The sequence below is a fragment of the Sphaerisporangium sp. NPDC049002 genome (genome assembly GCF_040649355.1).
In the GTDB taxonomy this organism is placed as follows: domain Bacteria; phylum Actinomycetota; class Actinomycetes; order Streptosporangiales; family Streptosporangiaceae; genus Sphaerisporangium.
In genome coordinates this window covers 1-22,808 of record NZ_JBEZFH010000115.1, presented here as the reverse complement: position 1 = coordinate 22,808, position 22,808 = coordinate 1, and the positions used below count along the sequence as shown (strand labels likewise).

Here is a 22,808-nt window from a genome sequence, read left to right as displayed (position 1 = left end):
CACTAGCCCCCCCCCCTCCCCACCCCCCCGCTCTACCCAAACCCCCCGTCCCCCAGGCAGCACCCCGGCCCGCCCGCGCCGCCCGGGGGCGGGCGCCCCGGGGCGCCCGCCGCCGTCGTCGTCGTCAAGGCGGCTTCCGGGCGGCTTTCGCGCGGTCTTCGGGTGGTCTACGGGCGGTCTACGGGCGGTCTTCGGGTGAAGACGGGACTTGCCGCCGCATGAAACAGAATGGAATTCTGTTCTCATGAACCGCGTGACCGCGAACGACATCGAGATCGTGTACGACGCCTTCGGCTCCCCGAGCGGGCGCCCGCTACTTCTGATCATGGGGCTCGGCTCCCAGATGATCCACTGGGACGAGGAGTTCTGCGAGCTGCTCGCCGAGCGAGGGCACCACGTCGTCCGCTTCGACAACCGGGACGCGGGCCTGTCGACCCACTTCCACGAGGCCGACATGCCCTACCTCGGCGCGGCGTCCGACGGCGGCGCACCCGCGGTCCCGTACCTGCTCGGCGACATGGCCGACGACGCGGCCGGGCTGCTGGACGCGCTCGGCTGGGCGAGCGCCCACGTGCTCGGGGTGTCGATGGGCGGGATGATCGCCCAGGCGTTCGCCATCGCGCACCCGGCCAGGACCCGCAGCCTCACCTCCATCATGTCCACGCCCGGCCCGCAGATCGGGGGGCCGACCGAGCAGGCGATGGCCGCGCTCCTGTCGCGGTCGGCCCCGGAGCGGGAGGCGGTCGTCCGCCGCGCCGTGGAGGTGTGGAAGGTCATCGGCTCGCCCGGCTTCCCGATGGACGAGGAAGGGATCACCAGGGTCGCGGGCCAGAGCTTCGACCGCTGCTACGACCCCGCGGGGTTCGGCCGCCAGTTGGCGGCGATCATGGCCTCCGGCGACCGCACCGCCGCCCTCCGCGAGCTGTCGGTGCCCGCTCTGGTGATCCACGGCGAGGCCGACCCGCTGATCCAGCTTCCGGGTGGCGTCGCCACGGCCGACGCGATCCCCGGCGCCAAGCTCCTGACCTTCCCCGGGATGGCCCACGACCTGCCGCGCCCGCTGTGGCCGGACATCGCCACCGCCGTCACCGAGCTGACCGAGCGCGCCGATCGCCTGTAGCCCTCGAAGCGCACGGCGAGGCCGTCGAGCGGACGGGTCTCGCGGGTTACCGTGGTGGGGTGGAGAGGATCCTCGTCAGCGCGTGCCTGGTGGGGCGGCCGGTGCGCTTCGACGGGCGTGCCAGGACCGTCGACGACGCGCTGCTCGCGGGCTGGCGCGCCGAGGGGCGGCTCGTGCCCTTCTGCCCCGAGGTCGAGGGCGGGCTCCCCGTGCCGAGGCCGCCCGCCGAGATCGAGGGAGGCGCCGGCGGCGCGGCCGTGCTGGCCGGCGCGGCGCGGATCCTCACGCCCGAGGGCGACGACGTCACGCGCCACTTCCTCGCGGGGGCCCGCTCCGCCCTCGCCCTGGTCCGGTCGACGGGCATCAAGATCGCCCTGCTGAAGGACGGCAGCCCCTCCTGCGGCAGCCTGCGCATCCACGACGGCACCTTCCGGGGGAACGTCACGCCCGGCGCCGGGGTGACCGCCGCCCTGCTGGAGGCCGACGGCGTCCGCGTCTTCGGCGAGGACCGCATCGCGGAGGCCGCCGGGTATCTCGGCGAGCTGGAAGGCACCGGCTGAGCCCTCGCCGCGCCGGAAGGCCGGTCGCGGTTCGGAGGCGGTGGGGGTCGGGGACCGGCCGGGTTCGCGGACGGAGGCGGTCAGGGGCTGACCGGGTCCACGGTGGATTCGTCGCCGATGATGGCCTTCTCGTCGGGCTTGTACACCAGAACGGTGTCGACGTACGACCGCAGGGCCGCGTCCAGGCCGACGTCGTGGCCCTCGGCCTCCGACATGAACCACCGGTGGTCGAGCACCTCGTGGAAGAGCTGCGCGGGCTCCAGCTTGCCGCGCAGGTTCTGCGGGATCATGTGCACGGTCGGCTGGAAGGTCTCGGCGAGCCAGCGGTGCGCGACGATCGCCTCGTCCTCGTGGCGGAGCCCCTTGGCGACCCGGAAGGAGTCGAGGTCGTTGAGCAGCCGCCTGGCCTGGTTCTCCTCGACGTCGAGCCCGGTGAGGCGGAGCAGGCGGCGCTGGTGGTGCCCGGCGTCCACGACCTTCGGCCGTACGATCAGCCGGGCGGTGCCCGCCTTGCGCCTGACCATCATCTCGGCGACGTCGAAGCCGAGCGAGTTCAGCCGCCGGATCCGCTGGTCGATGAGATGCCACTCGACGTCCTCGACGATCTCCTCCTGCGTGAGCTCGTCCCAGAGCCGGTGGTAGCGCTCGCAGAGCTGGTCGGCGAACGCGAGAGGGTCGATCGAGGGGTGTAGGAACCCTCCCGCCTCCAGGTCCAGCATTTCCCCATAGATGTTGATATAGGCGACTTCGATGTCGTGGGTGCGCTGGCCTTCGCTGATCACCGGGTGCAGCTCGCCGGTCTCCGCGTCCACCAGGTACGCCGCGAACGCTCCCGCGTCCCGCCTGAAGAGCGTGTTGCTCAGCGAGCAGTCGCCCCAGTAGAACCCGGCCAGGTGCAGCCGTACGAGCAGCACGGCCAGCGCGTCCAGCAGGCGGATCAGCGTGTCCGGCCGGAGCGTGCCCGACAGCATCGCGCGGTAGGGGAGCGAGAACTGCAGGTGCCGGGTGATCAGCGCCGAGTCCAGCGGCTCGCCGGAGGCGTCCGTCCTGCCGGTGACGACCGCCACGGGCTCGACGGACGGGGTGTCGAGCCGGCTCAGGTCCCACAGGAGCTGGTACTCCCGCTTGGCGTACCGCTCGCTGATCTCCTTGATCGCGTAGACCCGCCCGGACAGCCGGGCGAACCGGACGACGTGCCGGGAGATGCCGCGCGGCAGGGTCACGAGGTGGTGCTCGGGCCAGCTCTCCAGGGGAAGGTCCCAAGGCAGACGGATGAGGTCGGGATCGCTGGGAGCGCCAATCATCTGGAGCGGCAACCCATTGCTCCTCGAATGTCGGGGATGTTGGGTTCGACGCTAGCCGCTTCGCGGGTCCGGCCGCAGCCCGGTCCGGTCCGTGGACGCCCGCGTCTCGCGCGGACCCCGAGGTCTCACCCCGGCCGCCGACGCCGCGCGCTCGCGCCCTCACTTTCGGTCACCGGCAGGATGGGCCGGAGGGGTGGCATACCGGACCTCTGGCGGCATGACGAGCCGCCCCGACTTCACTGGTCTAGACCGGGTCAAAGGGGTGTCGATTCGGCTTCAATTTGTGCCATCATCGGGCGGTGACCTGTGCTGTTGCTAGGTTACGGAGGAGTTTCACAAGGTGTCGGACGTCCCCCTCTGTCGCGGGTCGTTTGCTGGTCGGCTACAGCTCGATCACGGGTTGGCCCATACCACTTGACGCTGTACCGGGATGGACGTACGTTCCTCAAACGTTTAGGAAACTTTCCTAATTGATTGCCCCATTCCTGGAGGGTCGCATGTCCAACTCCGCCGGCACGCCCCGAGAGATCACCCGGCGGCAGATGCTCCGCCGGATCGGCCTCACCGCACTCGTCGCAGGACCGGCGGCGAGCATGCTGAGCGCCTGTGCGACCAGCGGAGGCAACTCCGCGGCCTCCCCGACCGCCACGGCCGGCGGCGCCGCGACCTCGGCGGCCAACCCCTTCGGGGTCGCGGCGGACGCCCCCCTCGAAGTCGTCATCTTCAAGGGCGGTCTCGGCGACAGCTACGCCACCGACGTGCACGAGCCGCTGTACAAGAAGGAGTTCCCGAAGGCCTCCGTCAAGCACGTCGCCACGCAGCAGATCGCCCAGACGCTGCAGCCCCGCTTCGCCAGCGGCGACGTCCCCGACTTCATCGCCAACTCCGGCTCCGACCTGATGGACAACGGCGCCCTGCAGACCGAGGGCCAGCTGCTCGACCTCACCCAGCTGTTCGACGCCCCCTCGCTCGACGACCCGAGCAAGAAGGTCAGGGACACGCTGATCCCCGGCACCGTCGAGTCGGGCCTCATCGCCGGCAAGCCGTACATCCTCAACTACGTCTCCAGCGGATACGGCCTCTGGTACAACGGCAAGCTCTTCCAGGAGAAGGGCTGGACCCCGCCGAAGACATTCGACGAGTTCAAGACCCTCTGCGAGACCATCAAGAAGGCGGGCATCACGCCGTACGCCTACGCGGGCAAGAACGCCTCCTACTACCAGTACTGGATGATCCTGATCACGGCGGCGAAGATCGAGGGCAACCAGCTCCTGATCGACATCGACAACCTCGAAGACGGCGTCTGGAACCGCGACTCCGTGAAGCAGTCGGCCGCCGCGTGGGCCGAAATCGGCAAGTTCATGGACAAGAGCTACGAGGGCCTCATCCACACCGAGGTCCAGACCCGTCAGAACCAGGACAAGGTCGCGCTGTACCCCTCCGGCTCCTGGCTGGAGAACGAGCAGAAGAGCAACACGCCCGACACCTTCGAGTACGCCGTGACGCCGACCCCGAGCCTCACCCCGTCCGACAAGATGCCGTTCGAGGCCATCCGCTCCGCGGCGGGCGAGCCGTACATCATCCCCTCGAAGGGCAAGAACACCGCCGGCGCCCTTGAGTACGCCCGCATCATGCTCTCCAAGGAGGGCGCCAAGGGCTTCACCGAGAAGTCCGGCAGCCTCACCGTCGTCGTCGGCGCCGCCGAGGGCCTCTCGCTGTCCCCGGGCCTCAAGAGCATCAACGACGCCCAGACGGCCGCGGGCGCCAACATCGTCACCTACAGCAGCTTCGAGAACTGGTACAAGGAGCTGGAGACCGAGCTGCGCAAGCAGACCAACTCGCTGATGTTCGGCCGCATCACCGCCGAAGAGTTCTGCGCCAAGATGCAGAAGAAGGCCGACGCGGTCAAGGCCGACTCCTCCACCACCAAGCAGAACCGGACGGTGTAGTAGATCATGCGGCAAGGCGACGGCGGGCTCGCCGCGAGGCTGGTCAGCGCGAGGGCCAGGAAGTACGGGTTCATCTTCTCGTTCCTGGCGATCCCGTTGATCCTCTACGTGGTCTTCGTGATCAGCCCCTACGCGCAGGCGTTCTACATCTCGCTGACCAACTGGCGGGGGATCTCCGCGAATCCGCAGTTCATCGGGTTCGAGAACTTCACCCGCCTGCTGGACGACGACGTCTTCTGGGCGGCCGTGCGCCACCACGGGCTCCTGCTGCTCGCCATGCCGCTGATCACCATCGCGATCGCGCTGTTCTTCTCGTTCCTGCTGAACCTCGGAGGGGGCAGCAGGGGCGGGAGGATGACCGGGGTCCGGGGGTCGAGGTTCTACCGGGTGGTCTACTTCTTCCCCCAGGTCCTGGCCGTGGCCGTCGTGGGCGTCCTGTTCCAGGCGATCTACCGTCCCGACCAGACCGGCGTGCTGAACGGCCTGCTCAAGTGGGTGGGCGTCAACCCGGTCGGCTGGCTGATCAACACCGACCTCGCCCTCTGGTCGATCATGGGCGTCGTGGTCTGGCAGTCCGTGGGCTTCTACGTCGTGCTGTTCTCCGCGGGGATGTCGGCCATCCCGAGCGACGTCTTCGAGGCCGCGGCACTCGACGGGGCGGGCCGGTTCCGGCTCTTCTTCAGCATCACGCTCCCGCTGATCTGGGACACGATCCAGGTCGGCTGGGTCTATCTCGGCATCGCGGCCTTCGACTGCTTCGCCCTGGTGCAGGTGCTCTCGGTCGACCGCGGCGGTCCCGACAACGCCACCACCGTCCTGCCCCTGGAGATCTGGCGCACGGCGTTCACCTTCTCCAAGTTCGGCTACGCCTCCGCGATGGGCGTGGCCCTGTTCTTCCTGACCATCACGTTCGCCGCGCTCAGCCTGCGCGTGACGCGCCGCGAGAGGATCGAGCTCTGATGATGGCGACCCAAACCGACGCGGTCCGGGTGGCCAAGGCCTCGCACGCGGCCTCCCGCCGCCGTCAGAAGAATCCGACGGGCGTCTTCGGGGCGCTCTCCCATATCGCGCTGATCGTGTGGACGATCCTGGTCGTCGGCCCGATCCTGTGGACGTTCCTCGCGTCCTTCAAGACCAACCCCGAGATCGTCGGCGACGCGCCGCTCGCGCTGCCCGACAACTTCAGCTGGGCCTCCTGGGGCCGGGCCTGGGAGAAGGCCCACATCGGGCGGTACATGCTGAACACGGTCTTCGTGGTCGGCGTGAGCACGCTGTTCACGATGCTGTTCGGCTCGATGGCCGCGTACGTGCTGGCGCGCTACAGGTTCTTCGGCAACCGGGCGATCTACTACCTGTTCGTGTCGGGCCTGTCGTTCCCGGTGTTCCTGGCGCTGGTCCCGCTGTTCTTCGTGGTACGCAACCTCGGCCTGATCGACACCCACATCGGCGTGATCCTGGTCTACATCGCGTACTCGCTGCCGTTCACCGTGTTCTTCCTGACGGCGTTCTTCAAGACGCTCCCCAACTCGGTGGCCGAGGCGGCCATGATGGACGGCGCCTCGCACACCCGCACGTTCTTCCAGATCATGGTGCCGATGGCCAGGCCGGGCCTGATCAGCATCACGATCTTCAACATCCTCGGTCAGTGGAACCAGTACCTCCTGCCGATCGTGCTGCTGTCGGGCAGCGTCGAGGACAAGTGGCTGATCACCCAGGGCATCGCCAACATCAACACGACCGCCGGGTACGAGGCCGACTGGCCCGGTCTGTTCGCCGCGCTGAGCATGGCGATCATCCCGATGCTGATCGTCTACATCATCTTCCAGCGGCAGATCCAGTCCGGCCTCACCGCCGGAGCCGTCAAGTAGCCGTCGAGCCGTCGAGCCGTCGAGCCGTCGCGTGGCCGTCACGTGGCCGTCACGTGGACGGGCCCCGGCCGGCCCGTACCGAGGCCGCCACAGGGTAGCGGCCGAGGAGGCGGGCGAGCTTCAGGCTCAGATGGAGCGTGAGCCGCTCGCCACCGTCCCGCAGATCGGTGCCCGCCAGCTCCTCCACCCGCCGCAGGCGGTAGTAGAGCGAGGTCCGGTGCAGCCGCAGCCGCTCGGAGGTGGCGTGCGCGCTGCCAGCCAGGTCGAGGTAGGCCTCCAGCGTCTCCAGCAGGGGGCGGTGCGCCTCGTCGGCGAGCAGGCGTTCGAGGCCCGGGTGGATCTTGAGAGTGGCCGGCGGCAACTGGGTCAGCAGCCGGTAGACGCCCAGGCGTGACCACTCGGCCGACGGCCCGAGGGCGGGCAGGCGCGCCGCCACCTCCGCCGCCCGCGCGGCCTCCAGGTACGACTCGGCGGCCTGGTCCAGGCGCGCGCGGGGGTCGCCCGTGCCCACCACCACGGGAAACTCCATCGCGGCGTGTATCTGCTCGGGGCGGGCGGCCCCGGAGAACAGCAGCACCGCGTGGTCGTACCGCACCAGATGCAGCGTGCGCCGCGGCCCGAGCCGGTGCCGCACGGTCAGCAGCGCCCGTTCCATCGCCTCCCGCAACGGCTCGTCGACCTGCCCGTCCAGGAGAGGCCTGGCGACCGCCACGGTGACCGGCTCGGACTGCGGGAAGCCGCCCGCCTCGATGAGGCTCCGCGCGCCCGCCTCGGCGGCGCCGGGGGTGCCGAGCAGCACGCTGGTGACCGCGTCCAGTTCCCGGTGCGCCGCGAGCCCGTTGGCGAGGCTCTCGTGGAAGAGCGCGACCCCGACGGCCGAGGCCACCTCCGCGACGACGCCGATCTCCTCCTCCGACATCGGCGGGCCCGCGTCGATGAACCACAGGAACCCGAGCAGCCGTCCGCCGTGCCGGGCGGGGACGCACACCCGGGGCAGCAGGCCGAGACCGGCGGCGCCCGGCGTGCGGATCGGGCCCTCGGCCTCGAAGATCCCGGCGGCGCGCAGCCACTCGCGCACCTCGGGGGTCGTCTCGCGGCGCAGGATCGAGTCGCGCCGGATGTCGTCCAGCGGCTCCTTCTGCCGGCTGTAGGCGAGCACGTGCTGTAACCGGTCCTCCAGCATTACGGCCCTGCCGAGCTGGACGGCCAAGCCGTCCACAATACGTTGCAGCCCGTTGGACATCGAAAGCCTCCTGAGCGGCCGGTTTCATCGCATGTAGGACAAACCCCCCCAAGAGTCCCTACAGGTGTCGGATGATCTCCGTCAATAGCGTCGGTAGCGTCCCCGCTGAGTGCTGGCCCAGAGTTAGAGGTGAGGCCGTGACCGAGTCGTCGATTCACCGCAGGAGAAGACGGCTGTCCGTAATGTTGTTGGCGATCGCGCTCGGTCCGGTAGGACTGGCGGCGGTCCCCGCCTCGGCGGAGCCGCCCCCCGAGCCCGCGCACCCATGGCAGGCCGATCACTGGCCGCAGCGGCAGCCCTGGCAGGAACAGGAGCCGGCGGCCCTGTTCAAGGGGAAGCCCGGTGGCCCGGTCGCGATCGACCCGCAGAACTGGAAGAACCCGGACCACATGACCTGGGAGGACGACTACAAGCCCGTCCCCGGCACCAGCTGGTCCGACCCCGCGGGCAAGGGGTCCAAGCGCACGTTCAAGGGCGCTCTCGTGCTGCTCGACTACCCGAACCAGCCGTTCGTGGTCACGCAGCCGGCGAGGTCCACGGTGTTCGGCAACCCGAGCAGCGAGGCGCACGACATCCCCCGCGACCAGGTGGCCAAGTTCTACCAGGACTTCCTCAACACCCCCGGAAAGCTGAACCGGGGCCACACCATCCACGAGTACTGGATGGAGGACTCCGGCGGCAGGTACGGCGTCGAGCTCAACGCCTTCGGGCCCTACCAGATGCCGGGCAAGTCCCACGAGTACGCCATGGAGTTCCAGGGCGGCACCGCCTGCCCGGCGGGGGACACCTGCAACCGCAACATCCGCACCGACGGACGTGCCGCCTGGGCCGCCGCCGCGGGTGACGACGAGCTGAGCAAGTTCGACTTCGTCTTCTACCTCAGCGCCGGCCAGGACGAGTCGTCGACCTGGCAGGAGTTCGGGCCGATCAAGTTCCCGACGAAGGAGGAGGTGACCGACGACTTCGGGCCGCCGGATCCGAACCTCCCCAACTGGGCGAAGACGCGGTACGTGGACTGGACCTCCTGGGCCTCGGCCTCCACCATCTGGCCCAACGCCGGCGGGGGTTCCTCCACCCAGGCCGAGAGCTCGGGACAGGGCGTGTACGCCCACGAGTTCAGCCACATCCTCGGCATCGGCGACAACTACAACAACCCGTTCGGCGTGCCCGCTCGCCGCGCGTACACCGGCATCTGGGAGATGCTCAGCCGGGGCAGCTTCAACGGCCCCGGAGGCCCGCACAGCCGGTGGACGATCCCGCCCACCGGGGGCGGCTCGATGGGCGCTCAGCACATGCTCAGGAACAAGCTGAAGCTGGAGATGGTCGACGAGCAGAACGTCCTGCGGCTCTCGCGGGAGGCGCTGGCCGAATCGGGCCTGGTCGTCGCCCGGGTGACGGCGCGGGAGGTCCAGCCCGGCAAGAACGACCTGTCGGGCGTGAACATCACGCTCGGCACCGGTGACCTCAGCCCGGCGTGCAGCATCCAGACCGACCCGCTCTGCGACGGTCGCGGCTACCAGAACTACACGATCGAGGTCGTGGACCGGATCGGCGCCGACTCCTTCACGCCCGACTCCGGGGTGCTGCTGGCCAAGACCAAGAACCAGGACCAGGCGCCGTTCGAGTGGGTCATCGACGCCAACCCGCAGGACATCGGCATGACCGACTACGTCCTGCCGGACGGCACGCGGGTTCCGATCACCGTCGGCGACTACCGGCAGCTCTCGGACGCCCTGTTCCACGCGGGCACCGACTCCGGCAGCGAGTACGAGTACGTCGACGAGGCCAACCGCCTGCACTTCTACGTGCTGGACCTCCAGCGCGACAAGAAGGGCACGCTGTCGTACACCGTCGCCGTCCGCTCGCTGGACGGTGCCGGTCCCCAGAAGCGGGGCGTCAGCGTGCTGCCGAGCGCCACGATCGCCAAGGGCACCGAGTGGGCGGCCTGCCGCTTCCCGCTCACCAACACCGGTAAGGCGGCGACGCCCGCGGGCCGGCATCCCGAGGATGTCGGCTCGTACCTCAAGTCGGACGTCTACCGCCTCTCCGCCACGGTGGACGGCAAGGGCTGGTCGACCTGGATGCCCAACAAGCTGTCCTCCCTGGAGTTCGGCAAGACGGCGCTCGTGCCCGTCTACGCCCAGCGCGCCAAGGGCGGCGCCCTCCTGGCGAAGCTGAAGCTCACCGCCACCTCCGAGAGCGACCCGTCCAAGAAGGCCACCGCCACCTGCCACATGGTCGGCATCTGAGCGATCCGCCTTCGTGAACGACACCGGTGGGTACGGCCTCACGCAGGCCGTGCCCACCCCGTTTTTCGTCCCTCCTCCGCCCTTCCCCGCGCCCGAGGCTTGAGGTAAAGATGGAGCAAAGCTGATCGTCTAGGGTCGTACGCGGGCGCGTCCACCGCCGGGCATTCCGGCGTGCCGCCCGCCCCGGCCCGGGAAGGCTCCCATGCCGCACATCGAGTTGGGGAACGACGCTCCCGGTATCCGTGGCCTGATGCGGTACCGGCCCGAGACGGGCAGGGTGCTGAGTGATCTCGCGGAGACCCTGCTGCGCGACGACAACACGCTGTCGCGAGGTGAGCGCGAGCTCATCGCCTCCTACGTCTCCACTCTCAACCAGTGCAAGTTCTGCTCGGCCTCGCACAAGGCATTCGCGGCGGCGCAGTTGCCCGGAGGTGCGGAGACCGTCGCCCACGCCTGCTCGGACGTCGACACCGCCCCGGTCTCCGACAAGATGAAGGCGCTGCTGCACATCGCCGGGGCGGTCCAGAGGCTCGGCACCGAGGTCACCGAGGACCACGTCGCCGCCGCCCGCAAGGCCGGCGCCACCGACGTGGAGATCCACGACACCGTGCTCATCGCCGCCGCCTTCTGCATGTACAACCGCTACGTGGACGGCCTTGGCACGTACGCCCCCGAGGATCCCGCCGCCTACGCCCAGATGGCCGAGCAGATCGTCACCGACGGTTACCTGTCCCGCCTGTCGCCGTGAAAGACTCCTCCTATGGACAGGTTGGATGACGCGGCGATTTCCACCCGGCTCGACGAAGTACCCGAGTGGCGGCGTGAGGGCGACGAGATCCGGCGCACGGTGGTCGCCCCCGATTTCCCGACGGCCATCGCGATCGTGAACGACGTGGCCGAGCAGGCCGAGAAGCTCAACCACCATCCGGACATCGACATCCGGTGGCGGCGGCTCCATATCGCCCTCACGACCCACGACGCCGGCGGGCTGACCGACATGGACTTCACACTCGCCGCGAGGATCGACGCCATCGCCGCCGACCACGGCGCCTAGAGGCGGGCACCTACCCGAGCGACCAGAGGGAACGGCTTGGAACGGCGCATAGCGGGCCTCAGGGTGCCCTAGGCTCTACCGACGCCGGTTCTGGGCGGCGGCATACGCCGCCGCCCAGCGACCGGGTCACCTCGGTGGTGCTCAGCAGGAGATCTGTCCAGGACCGCGCTGAACGTCTACCGAGTCGGCAATCGCACTACCAGGGGGCATCGTGGGCGATATCCACCTGGACATGCCCGCGGTGCCCCCGACCGTGCCGAGGTAATGCGCCTGCTCGCTGTCGAGCACCACGGCTCTGATGGTGAACCAGCTGTCCTCCGGCCCGTTCAGGGGGACCGTTATCTGCCATTCCCCGTCGACGACGCGTACGTCGGGGAAGAACGTGATCGCACCCGCCTCCGGGTAGCTCTGCTGGACCGCGACGACGAGTTTCGACCCGGCCTGAGGGGTGCCGTGCCCGCTGACCGTCAGGCAGGGCAGCGCCTTGTCGTGGGTTCCGTCGTGCGGCCGTTCTATGCCGATGTCCGCGGTGATCGGTGACCAGGTGCTGAGGGCCTGGCCGACGAGGGGGGCGGAGACGGCCACCGCCACGCCGCTGGTGAAGCCCACGATCTGACGGGCGACCGCTCGCGCGGCGCGTTTCGCCCACGGAGGCACGGGGGCCGCCGCCTGGCTGTCAGGCGGTTCGCTATGGGAGCCGCGCTGCATCATATACTCTTTTGCCCTTCTAATCGACTTCATTCGGCATTGTTCTGCCTTGTGAGGCCAAATCGTAGGGCATGGCGATGTGGCAGCAGCGGCTATGCCTGATATTTCGTGAAAGATCATCGCTATGTGGCTCTGAGCTGCTTGAATGGCGGTTGGAATGGCGTTCGGAATGATCGTCGCGGGGGTGGAAATCGGGGGAGATGACCGGTTTCCGGCTAATTCTCCTGATTTATCGATAGGGAGGGCGTTCATCGTCGGACGACGAACATGCAATCGAAGTCTGCAAATGCACGTGCAGATGTACGTGAAAATGCATCGTCTCCCATAAATGCCGTGTTTCTGGCATCGGGAAAGTGGTCTTACCTGATTCGCTAAATGTTCGGCCAGCGGCGAAGGGCCTACTCGAACAGGGCGGCAGGGGGAACCGGGGAGACGACGGAGTCGCCGTCTTTGATCGGCGCCGCGCCGGCGACGAAGTTCACCAGCCCCTCCTCGTACACGCAGCGGGCCTGCGTCAGGCCGCCCGCAGCCTTGCGGATCAGGTCCTGGAGGGGCAGCGGGGCCGGCGAGGCGACCACGATGAGGTTCCCGAACCGGCGCCCGCGCAGGACGCCGGGCTCGGCGAGCAGCGCCACGTGGCTGAACGTGCCGCGCACGGTCGCGACCACGCGGCGCGCGAAGGCCAGCCCCTTGCCGTCGGCGATGTTGACCAGCAGCGTGCCCGAGTCCTTCAGGACGCGGGCGACGTCTCCCATGTACTCGGCGGTCGCGAGGTCGAGCGGCATGGTCGCGCCGCTGAAGGCGTCCAGGATGAACAGGTCGGCCGAGGCGTCGTGCAGGCCGGCGGCGGCCGAGCGGCCGTCGGCCACGCGGACCTTCAGCCGGGGCACGGACTTCAGGTGGAGCTGGTCCCTCACGAGCTGCACCAGCAGGCCGTCCGGCTCGATCACGATGTGACGGGAGCCGGGCCGGGTCGCCGCGACGTACCGGGGGAGCGTGCAGGCGCCGGCGCCCACGTGGACGACGTCCAGCGGGCCCTCCTCCATCGCGTCGATCACGTCGGCCATGAGCCGGACGTACTCGAAGTCGAGATACGTGGGATCTCCGAGATCCACGTACGACTGGGGGACCCCGGCCATGCTGAGCAGCCAGCCGTTCGGCCGGTCGAGGTCCCGCAGGAGCTCCACCTCGCCGAAGTCCACCGGGTAACGGCCCGGCAGGGGAGTCACCTCAGCCTTACGCTTGCCCACACGATCTCCATGGCTTCTGATATATCGGGATGTGCCATAACCGGCACTCTTGGGAGAACCGTATGCGCCGCCGAGGACTGCTCGCTCTGGTCGTGGTGAGTCTCGTCATCGTCGCGGCGGCGCTCGTGGCCCTGGTCGTCGACTCGCGCCGGGTGACCGGAAGCCCCCAGGAGACCGGCCAGGCCTACCTCGACGCCTGGGCGGCCGAGAACCTCAGCGAGATGCGCGAACTGGTCGCGTCCCCGCCGTCCGACTTCCTGGACCAGCACCGGCGCCTCAGCTCCGATCTGCAGATCCTCTCCATCAAGCTGACGCCCGGCACGGTCGTACGCCGGGGCGAGCAGTCCGCGGACCTGCCCTTCGACGGGATCAGGCAGATCGGGGAGCTGGGGCAGTGGAAGTTCTCCTCCGTGCTGCACCTGGCGGTGAGGGACGGCGGGTGGAAAGTGGTCTGGACGCCCGAGACCCTCCATCCTGGGCTCGGGGCGAGCGAACGGCTGCGCATGAAGGAGATCCCCGTGCCGGGGACCGACCTGCTCACCCGGCAGGGGAAGCCGCTGCCCCACGACAGCGGGGCCGAGAGGTACTTCGAGGACCTCATCGGCAGGGTCGACGACCTTTATGTGGATCCGCCGACGGGGTGGGCGATCGAGGCGGTGGCGTCCACAGGGAAGTCCAGGAGGCTCGTGGTCTTCCGCCAGGCGGCCGAGCGGACGTTCCGCACGACCCTCGACTGGTGGACGCAGGCCGCGGCGGCGCGGGCACTCGACCGCATCGCCGACCCCGCCGCCATCGTCGCGGTCAGGCCGTCCACTGGGGAGGTGCTGGCCGTGGCCGACCGGCTGCCCGGCCAGGGCGCCTTCTACAAGCCCTATCCGCCCGGGTCCACGTTCAAGATCATCACGGCGGCGGCCCTGCTGGGCAGCCAGATGACCGGGGACACGCAGGTGGACTGCCCGGCCCACTACACGGGCCCGGACGGGGAGACCTTCGACAACTACCGTGACGAGAACCACGGCACGGTGACGTTCCAGCAGGCGTTCGCACTGTCGTGCGACACCACGTTCACCCGGCTCGCGGTCGAGCATCTGGGGGAGGGCAGGCTCCGGCGGGAGGCGGTGGAGTTCGGGTTCGGAGGGAAGCTGCAGTCGGGCATCGGCGGGGTCTGCGGGTCCATGCGCGACGCGGGCAACGGTGACGAGCTGGGCGCTGACGCCATCGGGCAGAACTCGGTGCGGGCCACCCCGCTCTGCATGGCCCTGGTAGCCGCAGCCGTCCAGAACGGCACCTGGCGCCCGCCCAGGCTGATGTCGGAGGACGCCGTCGGGCGGCTGGAGACCGACGGCCGCCCCAAGCCGAGGAAGCTGCCGCCGCAGGTCCTGGGCCCGCTCCGGGCGATGATGACGGCGGTCGTGCCGGACGGGACGGCCGCCCCGTCCGGGCTTCCCGAGGGCGTGTCGGGCAAGGCCGGCACGGCGCGGGCCTCCTCGGGGGAGGACCACGCCTGGTTCGTCGGCTACCGGGGCGACCTCGCCTTCGCGGTGCTCGTCGAGCACGGCGGCACTGGCCCGGACGCCGCCGCCCCCATCGCCGCGCGCTTCCTGGACGCCCTCTGAACGGACGCTCTCATACGGGCGCTCTCCGTACGGACGCTCCGATACGGGCGCTCTCTGACTGGGCACCCCATTGAGCGCGTGATCGAGCTCACAACCTACGTAAGCGTAAGTTACGCTAGCGTAGGTTGTGAGGAGGTCGAGATGACCACAATGACCGCAGGCCCCGCCGTCTCCCCTGATCGAACGGTTCCCCCGCCGAAGCTGCGTGGCTGGCTCCACGCGGGGGCGCTCCCCGCGACGCTGATCGCCGGGTTCGTCCTCGTGGCCCTCGGGCCGACCCTCCAGGCCCGTCTGGCCGCCGCGGTCTACGCGGTGACCTCGGGCCTGCTCTTCGGCGTCTCGGCGACCTACCACCGTGGCCGCCCGGCCTCGCGCCTGGCCGAGGTCCTGCGACGGCTCGACCACGCCAACATCTACCTGATCATCGCCGGCACCTACACCCCCCTCGCGCTGCTCGCGCTGGAGGGGCCGGTGCGGGTGGTCGTGCTCTCTGTGGTCTGGACGGGAGCCGTCGCCGGGGTCGTCTTCCGCTCGGTGTGGATGGGCGCGCCCCGCTGGCTCTACACGGCGCTCTACATCGCGCTCGGCTGGATAGCCGTCTTCGTGATGCCCCAGCTGGTGGGGGGCGCCGGGGTCGCGGCGGTCGCGTTCGTGGTCCTCGGCGGCGTCCTGTACAGCCTCGGCGGCCTCGTCTACGGCCTGCGCCGCCCGGACCCCTCGCCGCGCTGGTTCGGCTTCCACGAGGTGTTCCACGCCTTCACCCTGGCCGCCTACGTGGCCCAGTACATCGCCGTCTCACTGGTCGTCTACGCCGCCGGCTGAGGCCTCCTGGGCGAGCCTGCGCGTGGCGAGCTCGGCGTAGAGCGCGGCGCCGTCGGGCAGCACGGCGTCGTCGAAGGCCGCCTCCGGCGCGTGGTTGTAGGCGGCCTTCGACGGGTCGGCCCCCGTCGGGCAGGCGCCGAGCGCGACGAACGCCGACGGCACCTCGTCGCAGACGAAGGAGAAGTCCTCCGAGCCGGCGAACGGCTGGGGCGCCGTGATGAACCGCCGCTCGTCGAACACCTCGCGCACGGTGGCGCCGACGAACTCCGCCTCCGCGGCGCTGTTGACGGTGATCGGGTAGCTCACCTCGTAGTCCGCCTCGACCTCCAGGCCGTGGGCGGCGGCGATGCCCCTCAGCAGCCTCACGATCCGCTCCTGGACGCGGCTGTGCGCCGCCGCGGAGAAGGACCTGACCGTCGCCTCGAAGCGGGCCTCGCCGGGGATGACGTTGTCGGTGGTGCCGGCGTGGAAGCTCCCCACGGTGACCACCACTGGGTCGAACACGTCGAAGCCCCGCGTGACCATGGTCTGCAGCGCGGTGACCATCTCGCACGCGGCGGGGATCGGGTCGTTGGCCAGGTGCGGGGTCGACCCGTGCCCGCCCGAGCCGCGTACGGTCACCGTCAGCCGGTCGGCCGCGGCCATGATGGGCCCGCCCCGGCTGACGAAGACGCCCTGGGGCAGGAGCGAGCTGATCACGTGCAGGGCGTACGCGGCGACGGGACGGCGGCCCGAGGCGTCCAGCACGCCCTCCTCGATCATGATCTTCGCGCCGCCCTCGCCCTCCTCGCCGGGCTGGAACATGAAAACGACGTCGCCGGCCAGCCGGTCGCGGCGGGCGGCGAGCAGGTGCGCGGCGCCGGCCAGCATCGCGGTGTGCAGGTCGTGCCCGCAGGCGTGCATGCGCCCGGCCAGCTCGGAGACCACCGGGGCGCCGCTCCGCTCCGTCACGGGGAGCGCGTCCATGTCGCCGCGCAGCAGTACGGTCGGGCCGGGCCGCGCGCCGCGCAGCACGGCGGTGACCGAGCTCAGCCGCTCGCCGGTCGACACCTCAAGGGGCAGCCCCGCCAGCGCGCCGAGCACCTTCTCCTGCGTCCTCGGCAGGTCCAGGCCGATCTCCGGCTCGCGGTGCAGTGCGTGGCGCAGCCGTACGAGCTCGCTGCTGAGGTCTTTGGCCGCTTCGCGAAGTGACACCGGCGTCCTTCCAGGTCTTGTCGCTGACATGTCCCATGTCAGTTCAGTTCACACGATATTGCTGGGCTTGATAGGTGCTGGACAGCATTTGACGTTGATTTGGTCTGGTCACAGGTCCTTTCCGGATATGAACGGAAACGTGGGGCTGAGGTGGTCGTCGTTCCATGAGCGTATTGCCGATCATGAATCCCCCGGCCAAGCTAGGAGGACGATATGCAAGATGTGCGGGCCGAGGTAGGCCACCACTGGTGGGTGCTCGCGGTGCGCGGTGCCTGCGGGATCCTGTTCGGCATCCTGGCCATCGTTTGGCCCCTGATCACGCTCCTCACGCTGGTGATCCTCTTTGGCGCCTTCGCGATCGTCAACGGGGTGTTCACGCTCATCGGGGCGGCCAGGGGGACCCATCCCGGCGACTCGAAGACGTGGATGATCGTCTCCGGCGTCATCGGCGTCCTGGCGGGGATCGTCGCCTGGGTCTGGCCGGGCATCACGGCGCTCGTGCTGCTCCTGCTGATCGCCGTCTACGCGGTCGTCATGGGCGTGGCCGAGATCGTCACGGGGATCAGGCGCAGGACGGCCGGCGACACCGACTGGACGCACATGATCAGCGGCGTGCTGGCGGTGATCTTCGGAATCCTGCTGTTCGCCTGGCCGGCGGCCGGCGCTCTCGCGCTCACCTGGCTGATCGGCATCTTCGCGATCGCGTACGGAGTCTCGTTGCTGTTCCTGGCCTTCCGGGCCCGGGACGTGGGGCATAGGGGAACCGCGGGAACGGCCGCGCACGTCGTCTAGACGCCGCCCTGGTGACAAAAGAATTACGGTGGCAAAACGGATGTGCCGGAAAGTGTGAACATACGCGCCCGGTCGGCGGGGAATAATCTGGCGTAAGTGTCGAGCTCCGCATCTGGGAGGGCACATGAGCGTCCTCGACCGTCTGGCCCGCCACCTTCTCGTCGACGGCTACCGGCTGGAGCTCGACCTCGAACGTAGCGGCGGATCCTGGATCGTGGACGCCGGCACCGGCCGCCGCTACCTCGACTTCTACACGTTCTTCGCCTCGGCCCCACTCGGGGTGAACCCCTTCGACGACGATCCGGAGTTCCTGGCGCTGCTCGGCCGGGTCGCCGCCAACAAGCCGGCGAACTCCGACCTGTACACGGCCCACCTCGCCGACTTCGCCGACACCTTCGCCCGGGTGCTGGGCGACCCGGAGCTGCCCCACCTGTTCTTCGTCGAGGGCGGCGCGCTGGCCGTCGAGAACGCCCTGAAGTGCGCCTTCGACTGGAAGAGCCGCCACAACGAGGCGCACGGCCGTCCCCGGGAGCTCGGGACCAAGGTGCTGCATCTCACGCGCGCCTTCCACGGCCGCAGCGGGTACACCCTGTCGCTGACCAACACCGAGCCGGCCAAGACCGACCGCTTCCCCGCCTTCGACTGGCCGAGGATCGAGGTGCCCGCGATCCACTTCGGGGACGTGGAGGCGGCCGAGGAGCGGTCGCTGGCCCAGGCCCGGGAGGCCTTCGACCGCCACCCCCACGACATCGCGTGCTTCATCGCCGAGCCCATCCAGGGCGAGGGCGGGGACAACCACATGCGCCCCGAGTTCCTGCGGGCCGTCCAGGACCTGTGCCACGAGCGGGACGCCCTGTTCGTCCTCGACGAGGTGCAGACCGGCGCCGGCCTCACCGGCACGCCCTGGGCCTACCAGCAGCTCGGCCTCGCGCCCGACATCGTGGCCTTCGCCAAGAAGGTCCAGGTCGGCGGCATCATGGCCGGTCGCAGGGTGGACGAGGTCGAGGGCAACGTCTTCCAGGTGAGCGGGCGGATCAACTCCACGTGGGGCGGCGGCCTCGTCGACATGGTGCGCTCCCGCCGGATGCTGGAGATCATCGAGCGCGACGGGCTGATCGCCCGTGCGGGAGTGCTCGGGGAGACCCTGCTCGACGGCCTGCGGGGGCTGGAGGACGCGTTCCCCGGCCTGGTGCTCAACAGCAGGGGAAGGGGCCTCATGTGCGCCTTCGACGTGTCCTCCGGCCGGGATGGGCTGATCACCGCGCTCCGCGACGACGAGGGAGTGCTCGTCCTGCCGTGCGGGGAGCGGTCCGTGCGGCTCCGCCCCGCGCTCTCGGTGACCCCTGAGGAGATCCGGTACGGCCTCGCGGCGCTGCGCCGCGCGCTCGCGGCCGTCCGGGACGCGATGACCGTGCCCGCCTGACGGTCGCCCGCGTCGCCGTCACCGGGACGCGTCTCCCCTCCACAGGCCGATGGCGGTCCCCCGGGAGTCCGCGCCCAGCTTGGAGTAGATGCGGTTGACGTGGTTCTTCACCGTCTTCTCGCTCAGGAACAACCGTTGTGCGATCTCTCCGTTCGAGTGGCCCGTCGCGATCAGCTCCATCACCTCGGCCTCGCGTTTGCTCAACCCGGTGTGCGCGTGCTCGTTGTACGTGGCGTCATCGACACTCATCCGGCCTCCGGTGGCACGAATCATTGTCAGATCGCCGAGCCCCCCGCGCTGGCGGCGTAGCGGTTCTGTGCGAGCATAGCCCGCCATTTCAATCTATGGGGGGCAAGATGCCTGAAAAGGGCTGCTATCCATGTGAAAGGACGGAAGTGCCCGGAAAAGCACGATGGCCGGTCCGTCTGGACCGGCCATCGCCCGCATGGGGTGAGTGATGGGACTTGAACCCACGACATCCAGGACCACAACCTGGCGCTCTGCCAACTGAGCTACACCCACCATGCTCCGCGGTCAGCACCGCGGCACAGGGAAAAGTGTAGCGGGCTTTGGGAGGTTCTGACGCCGTGGCGCGTCAAGATCCGGCGATGGCTTCCGCGACCTCGCGTGCGGTGGCCGAATCGGGGCCCGGCTGGGGCACGAAGACGGCGGCGCGGTAGTACCTCATCTCCTGGACGCTCTCGGTGATGTCGGCCAGCGCGCGGTGGCCGCCCTGCTTGGCCGGGGAGGCGAAGTAGACGCGGGGATACCAGCGGCGGACCAGCTCCTTGACCGAGGAGACGTCGACCATGCGGTAGTGCAGGTAGGCGTCCACAGCCGGCATGTCACGGGCGATGAACGAGCGGTCGGTGGAGATGGAGTTTCCGCACAGCGGCGCCTTCTTCGGCTCGGGAACATGCCGCCGGATGTACTCCAGCACCATGGACTCGGCCTCGGCGAGCGTCACGCCGTCGCCGAGGGCGGTGAGCAGGCCGGAGGAGGTGTGCATCTGGCGCACGACCTCCGACATCTGCTCCAGCGCCTCCCGCGGCGGCTTGATGACGACGTCCACGCCCTCGTCCAGCTGGTTCAGCTCGCCGTCGGTCACGACGCACGCGACCTCGACCAGCGCGTCACGGCCGAGATCGAGCCCGGTCATCTCACAGTCGATCCAGACCAACAGGTCACTCATAATGCTCAGCGTAGTGCCCGGTCACGAGGCCTTGAGAGAGTCCAGTGTGCGATCGATCACCGAGGTGTCCAGATTGTCGGGTATGGAGGCGTAAAACATGGAAGGTCGCTGTCCGGAACCCTGATCCACCAGAAGGAACAGGCCCTCTTCCTTCCGGAACTTCCAGCCCCCCTTCTTGGCTTCGGCGGTGAAGTCCATCTCGAACCGCAGGATCCACGCCTTCTTGCCGCTGATCTCAAGCGCGGCGTCCTTCACGATCTTCCGCTTGTGCGCGGGGCTGTAGAACAGCTTCTCGTAGGCGATCAGCACGGCGCCGGTCACGTTGCGGAGATCCTGGGGGCCGGAGTAGTCGAACGCCTCCGGCAGCCGGCTGGTCAGGACCTGGCCCATCCAGTCGTGGTTCTCGCCGTCGAAGTTCTCCTGCGAGACGGCCTCGAAGCCGCTGGTCCACTGCGGGAAGTTCGGGTCGGCGGGGCCGGTGCCGTTCACGTCGGACCACTTGGGCACCCTCCAATCGGTGCCGGGGTACGCGTACGACAGTCCCGTGCGGGAGTCGCTGATGACGTTGCCCTTGGGCTGCGGCAGCTCGGCAGGGAAGTCCGTGGAGTTCGGGTCCGGGGCGGGGGTGGTCTCCAGGGGCGGGGTGATCTGCGGGTCCGAGGGCTCGACGGTGGTGCTCGGGGCCGGGGTCACGGCGGCGACCGGGTCGCTGCCGCTGTCGCGGTTGACGACGCTGATGCCTACCACCAGGGCCACGACCAGGAGGATCACTACGGCGCCGCCGCCGAGGACCCAGGGGAGCACGCTCTTCTTCCTCGGCGGGGGTCCCTGGGGGCCGAATTCCGGCGCGGTGAACTGGGCCGTGCCGCCCTGGTTGCCCCACTGCTGCGGTCCCGAGGGCCCGCCGTACGGGCTGCCCGGCGCGCCGAGCGGCGTCGTCCCCTGTTGCCCGCCGGGCGGCGCGAAGGCGTACGCCCCCGTTCCCGGCTGCGGGTATGCCCCCGTTCCCGGCTGGAACTGCGGTCCCGGGCCGGGCTGGGGACCCGTTCCCGGCTGCGGGTAAGCCCCCGTTCCCGGCTGCGACTGCGGTCCCGTGCCGGGCTGGAACTGCTGCCCGGTGCCCGGCTGGGTTCCCGTGCCGGGCTGCGAGTGGGTTCCCGTGCCGGGCTGGAACTGCGGTCCTGTGCCCGGCTGGGGTCCCGTGCCGGGTTGGAAGTGCGGTCCTGTGCCTGGCTGGGTTCCCGTGCCGGGCTGCTGCTGGGGTCCAGTGCCGGGCTGTGCCCACTGGCCGGTGGTCACGGGCGCACTCTGCCCCGCCGGGCCCTCCAGCGGGTGAGTGGCGTCGGTCCACTGCGTGCCATCCCACCAACGCAGTTGGGGGCTTCCGTATGGGTCGGGGTACCAGCCGGCGGGGGTCTGCGTCATGCCCGTCAGAATAGTGACATCGCCGCTTTTTGCGCATTTGGAGCGCAAGGCTGGTCGTCATCGCCCGAGCGGGTCACGCATCCCCCGGCCCGGACGATGAACGGATCAGCACTTGTACGTGAACGACGCCTTGTCCTCCAGGCGGGCCCCCGAGGCGACCGGCGACAGGACGCGCAGCCGGGCCGTCAGCTTCTTGGTGCCACGGCCGCCCACGTCCCACTTGAGGCTGACCTGGTGGGCGGACTGCCCCGACGGCACCGAGTCGGTGTGCTTGACCGGCTGCTCGCCGCTGGGCAGCCACTCGTAGGACACCTGCCCCGCCGCCCCGTTCGTGGTGATCACACCGATGACGTTGACCATGATGTCGCAGCCCTTCGCCTTCGGCGTCTTCACCTCGACCGCCGTGACCGAGAGCGGCTCGCCGCGCTGGAACCACAGGAACAGCGCCGCGGCGATGACCAGCGCGAACACCGCGCCGGACCAGAGCGCGCCGCCCCGGCGGCGCCTGGCGGGCGCCCGCCGCGGACGCTCGTTGGCGGGCACGGTGACCTGCTCGCGCCCGGACCGCCAGATCTGGGCGGCCGTCGTGCCGGTCGGCACCCCCGGGCCGAAGCGCATCTCACCGCTCCGCGCCGCCTCCGTGGGGCCGGTCGGGCCCGAGGCGGCGGCCTCGGGGCCGGTCGAACCGGCGGAAGCGGCCGTGGGGCCGGTCGAGCGGGTGGAAGGGGCCGTACCGGCGGGCGTCGCCCCCTCGTACCCCGCCCCCGCGATGCCGGCGGCGGCCGCGCCCCCCGCGTAGAGAAGGGTGACGACCTCGCCGCTCTCCCCGCCCGTGCCGAAGAAGCCGGACGGTCGCGCAGGCTCCGCGGTCGGGACGTCGCTCGCCGACCACCACTGGATGGTCCGTACGAGCCGCTCGCGGGTGGTGAACCCCGTGGGCAGCAGATCGCGCCCGCTGACCAGGGCGTCCCTGGCGGCGCTCAGGCCGTGCGTCGTGGCGGTCGCCGCGGCCCGGTCGAACAGCTGGGCCGCGCGTGGA

The 22,808-nt window shown here is 69.6% G+C and carries 20 protein-coding genes, 1 tRNA gene and 1 pseudogene; 12 read left to right on the top strand and 10 right to left on the bottom strand.

Annotated elements, in window-relative coordinates:
• The first annotated feature begins 244 nt into the window (after positions 1–244).
• Positions 245–1,120 (top strand): alpha/beta hydrolase, encoded by an 876-nt coding sequence (locus AB0B89_RS22230; RefSeq protein WP_358555872.1) that lies wholly within the window; start codon positions 245–247, stop codon positions 1,118–1,120.
• A 59-nt stretch (positions 1,121–1,179) separates the two neighbouring features.
• Complete coding sequence (locus AB0B89_RS22225) at positions 1,180–1,680, top strand: DUF523 domain-containing protein (protein WP_358555869.1); 501 nt, start codon at positions 1,180–1,182, stop codon at positions 1,678–1,680.
• 80 nt (positions 1,681–1,760) lie between these two features.
• Here the strand turns inward: AB0B89_RS22225 and AB0B89_RS22220 are convergent, their stop codons facing one another.
• Positions 1,761–2,996: a DUF4032 domain-containing protein gene (locus AB0B89_RS22220; RefSeq protein ID WP_358555866.1), complete on the bottom strand. Its 1,236-nt coding sequence runs from the start codon at positions 2,994–2,996 to the stop codon at positions 1,761–1,763.
• A 485-nt stretch (positions 2,997–3,481) separates the two neighbouring features.
• Here AB0B89_RS22220 and ngcE point away from each other — a divergent pair, with 485 nt between their 5' ends.
• The 3 genes from ngcE to AB0B89_RS22205 are packed head-to-tail and all read left to right on the top strand — an operon-like array spanning position 3,482 to position 6,801.
• Positions 3,482–4,933 carry an N-acetylglucosamine/diacetylchitobiose ABC transporter substrate-binding protein gene (ngcE, locus tag AB0B89_RS22215; protein WP_358555863.1) on the top strand — a complete coding sequence of 484 codons (1,452 nt, stop codon included), beginning with the start codon at positions 3,482–3,484 and terminating at the stop codon, positions 4,931–4,933.
• Between the two features lie 6 nt (positions 4,934–4,939).
• The gene (locus AB0B89_RS22210; RefSeq protein WP_358555860.1) at positions 4,940–5,893 is read left to right on the top strand and encodes a sugar ABC transporter permease; all 954 of its coding nucleotides are present in this window, start codon (positions 4,940–4,942) and stop codon (positions 5,891–5,893) included.
• Complete coding sequence (locus AB0B89_RS22205; RefSeq protein WP_358555858.1) at positions 5,893–6,801, top strand: carbohydrate ABC transporter permease; 909 nt, start codon at positions 5,893–5,895, stop codon at positions 6,799–6,801. The genes AB0B89_RS22210 and AB0B89_RS22205 overlap by 1 nt, the downstream gene beginning before the upstream one ends.
• A 49-nt stretch (positions 6,802–6,850) precedes the next feature.
• On the opposite strand, the gene AB0B89_RS22200 is transcribed toward AB0B89_RS22205, so the two are convergent.
• The gene (locus AB0B89_RS22200) at positions 6,851–8,044 is read right to left on the bottom strand and encodes a helix-turn-helix domain-containing protein (RefSeq protein WP_358555855.1); all 1,194 of its coding nucleotides are present in this window, start codon (positions 8,042–8,044) and stop codon (positions 6,851–6,853) included.
• Between the two features lie 182 nt (positions 8,045–8,226).
• Here AB0B89_RS22200 and AB0B89_RS22195 point away from each other — a divergent pair, with 182 nt between their 5' ends.
• The 3 genes from AB0B89_RS22195 to AB0B89_RS22185 all read left to right on the top strand — a co-directional run bounded on the left by AB0B89_RS22195 (position 8,227) and on the right by AB0B89_RS22185 (position 11,347).
• Entirely contained in the window at positions 8,227–10,293 is a 2,067-nt protein-coding gene (locus tag AB0B89_RS22195; RefSeq protein WP_358555852.1) for a M6 family metalloprotease domain-containing protein, read from the top strand.
• 202 nt (positions 10,294–10,495) lie between these two features.
• Entirely contained in the window at positions 10,496–11,041 is a 546-nt protein-coding gene (locus AB0B89_RS22190) for a peroxidase-related enzyme (RefSeq protein WP_358555849.1), read from the top strand.
• A gap of 12 nt (positions 11,042–11,053) precedes the next feature.
• A complete protein-coding gene (locus AB0B89_RS22185) occupies positions 11,054–11,347 on the top strand; it encodes a 4a-hydroxytetrahydrobiopterin dehydratase (protein WP_358555846.1) in 294 nt (97 codons plus the stop codon).
• A gap of 141 nt (positions 11,348–11,488) precedes the next feature.
• Here AB0B89_RS22185 and AB0B89_RS22180 read toward each other — a convergent pair whose 3' ends face one another.
• Both AB0B89_RS22180 and AB0B89_RS22175 read right to left on the bottom strand, forming a co-directional pair.
• Complete coding sequence (locus AB0B89_RS22180; RefSeq protein WP_358555843.1) at positions 11,489–12,055, bottom strand: hypothetical protein; 567 nt, start codon at positions 12,053–12,055, stop codon at positions 11,489–11,491.
• Between the two features lie 398 nt (positions 12,056–12,453).
• Positions 12,454–13,305: a fused MFS/spermidine synthase gene (locus AB0B89_RS22175; RefSeq protein WP_358555840.1), complete on the bottom strand. Its 852-nt coding sequence runs from the start codon at positions 13,303–13,305 to the stop codon at positions 12,454–12,456.
• 62 nt (positions 13,306–13,367) lie between these two features.
• On the opposite strand from AB0B89_RS22175, the gene AB0B89_RS22170 reads away from it, so the two are divergent.
• Together AB0B89_RS22170 and AB0B89_RS22165 are read left to right on the top strand one after the other, a co-directional pair.
• Positions 13,368–14,921: a penicillin-binding transpeptidase domain-containing protein gene (locus AB0B89_RS22170; RefSeq protein WP_358555837.1), complete on the top strand. Its 1,554-nt coding sequence runs from the start codon at positions 13,368–13,370 to the stop codon at positions 14,919–14,921.
• A gap of 141 nt (positions 14,922–15,062) precedes the next feature.
• Positions 15,063–15,743, top strand: coding sequence for a hemolysin III family protein (locus AB0B89_RS22165; protein WP_358555834.1), 681 nt, complete (start codon positions 15,063–15,065; stop codon positions 15,741–15,743).
• Here the strand turns inward: AB0B89_RS22165 and AB0B89_RS22160 are convergent.
• On the bottom strand, positions 15,717–16,937 hold the full coding sequence (locus AB0B89_RS22160; RefSeq protein ID WP_358555831.1) for a M20 family metallopeptidase: 1,221 nt from the start codon (positions 16,935–16,937) through the stop codon (positions 15,717–15,719). The two genes, AB0B89_RS22165 and AB0B89_RS22160, sit on opposite strands and share 27 nt — an antisense overlap.
• 213 nt (positions 16,938–17,150) lie before the next feature.
• Here AB0B89_RS22160 and AB0B89_RS22155 point away from each other — a divergent pair, with 213 nt between their 5' ends.
• Positions 17,151–17,729, top strand: a complete 579-nt coding sequence (locus tag AB0B89_RS22155; protein WP_358555828.1) for an HdeD family acid-resistance protein — start codon at positions 17,151–17,153, stop codon at positions 17,727–17,729.
• A 124-nt stretch (positions 17,730–17,853) separates the two neighbouring features.
• On the top strand, positions 17,854–19,152 hold the full coding sequence (gene lat, locus AB0B89_RS22150) for an L-lysine 6-transaminase (RefSeq protein ID WP_358555825.1): 1,299 nt from the start codon (positions 17,854–17,856) through the stop codon (positions 19,150–19,152).
• Between the two features lie 18 nt (positions 19,153–19,170).
• On the opposite strand, the gene AB0B89_RS22145 is transcribed toward lat, so the two are convergent.
• The 5 genes and pseudogenes from AB0B89_RS22145 to AB0B89_RS22125 form a co-directional block, all read right to left on the bottom strand.
• Entirely contained in the window at positions 19,171–19,401 is a 231-nt protein-coding gene (locus AB0B89_RS22145) for a response regulator transcription factor (protein WP_358555822.1), read from the bottom strand.
• A 197-nt stretch (positions 19,402–19,598) separates the two neighbouring features.
• Positions 19,599–19,674, bottom strand: a tRNA-His gene (locus tag AB0B89_RS22140).
• Positions 19,675–19,747: 73 nt separating this feature from the next.
• On the bottom strand, positions 19,748–20,344 hold the full coding sequence (gene orn, locus AB0B89_RS22135) for an oligoribonuclease (RefSeq protein ID WP_358555820.1): 597 nt from the start codon (positions 20,342–20,344) through the stop codon (positions 19,748–19,750).
• 21 nt (positions 20,345–20,365) lie between these two features.
• Positions 20,366–21,769, bottom strand: a complete 1,404-nt coding sequence (locus AB0B89_RS22130) for a DUF2510 domain-containing protein (RefSeq protein WP_358555817.1) — start codon at positions 21,767–21,769, stop codon at positions 20,366–20,368.
• A 105-nt stretch (positions 21,770–21,874) separates the two neighbouring features.
• A pseudogene (locus AB0B89_RS22125) lies at positions 21,875–22,808 on the bottom strand (hypothetical protein); the annotation flags it as partial.

Coding starts and splice junctions, on each gene's coding strand:
- AB0B89_RS22155 (WP_358555828.1), top strand. CDS start 17,151: ATGCAAGATGTGCGGGCCGAGGTAGGCCACCACTGGTGGGTGCTCGCG.
- AB0B89_RS22205 (WP_358555858.1), top strand. CDS start 5,893: ATGATGGCGACCCAAACCGACGCGGTCCGGGTGGCCAAGGCCTCGCAC.
- AB0B89_RS22230 (WP_358555872.1), top strand. CDS start 245: ATGAACCGCGTGACCGCGAACGACATCGAGATCGTGTACGACGCCTTC.
- AB0B89_RS22145 (WP_358555822.1), bottom strand. CDS start 19,401: ATGAGTGTCGATGACGCCACGTACAACGAGCACGCGCACACCGGGTTG.
- AB0B89_RS22180 (WP_358555843.1), bottom strand. CDS start 12,055: ATGCAGCGCGGCTCCCATAGCGAACCGCCTGACAGCCAGGCGGCGGCC.
- AB0B89_RS22210 (WP_358555860.1), top strand. CDS start 4,940: ATGCGGCAAGGCGACGGCGGGCTCGCCGCGAGGCTGGTCAGCGCGAGG.
- lat (WP_358555825.1), top strand. CDS start 17,854: ATGAGCGTCCTCGACCGTCTGGCCCGCCACCTTCTCGTCGACGGCTAC.
- orn (WP_358555820.1), bottom strand. CDS start 20,344: ATGAGTGACCTGTTGGTCTGGATCGACTGTGAGATGACCGGGCTCGAT.
- AB0B89_RS22195 (WP_358555852.1), top strand. CDS start 8,227: ATGTTGTTGGCGATCGCGCTCGGTCCGGTAGGACTGGCGGCGGTCCCC.
- AB0B89_RS22165 (WP_358555834.1), top strand. CDS start 15,063: ATGACCACAATGACCGCAGGCCCCGCCGTCTCCCCTGATCGAACGGTT.
- AB0B89_RS22170 (WP_358555837.1), top strand. CDS start 13,368: ATGCGCCGCCGAGGACTGCTCGCTCTGGTCGTGGTGAGTCTCGTCATC.
- AB0B89_RS22190 (WP_358555849.1), top strand. CDS start 10,496: ATGCCGCACATCGAGTTGGGGAACGACGCTCCCGGTATCCGTGGCCTG.
- ngcE (WP_358555863.1), top strand. CDS start 3,482: ATGTCCAACTCCGCCGGCACGCCCCGAGAGATCACCCGGCGGCAGATG.
- AB0B89_RS22130 (WP_358555817.1), bottom strand. CDS start 21,769: ATGACGCAGACCCCCGCCGGCTGGTACCCCGACCCATACGGAAGCCCC.
- AB0B89_RS22185 (WP_358555846.1), top strand. CDS start 11,054: ATGGACAGGTTGGATGACGCGGCGATTTCCACCCGGCTCGACGAAGTA.
- AB0B89_RS22200 (WP_358555855.1), bottom strand. CDS start 8,044: ATGTCCAACGGGCTGCAACGTATTGTGGACGGCTTGGCCGTCCAGCTC.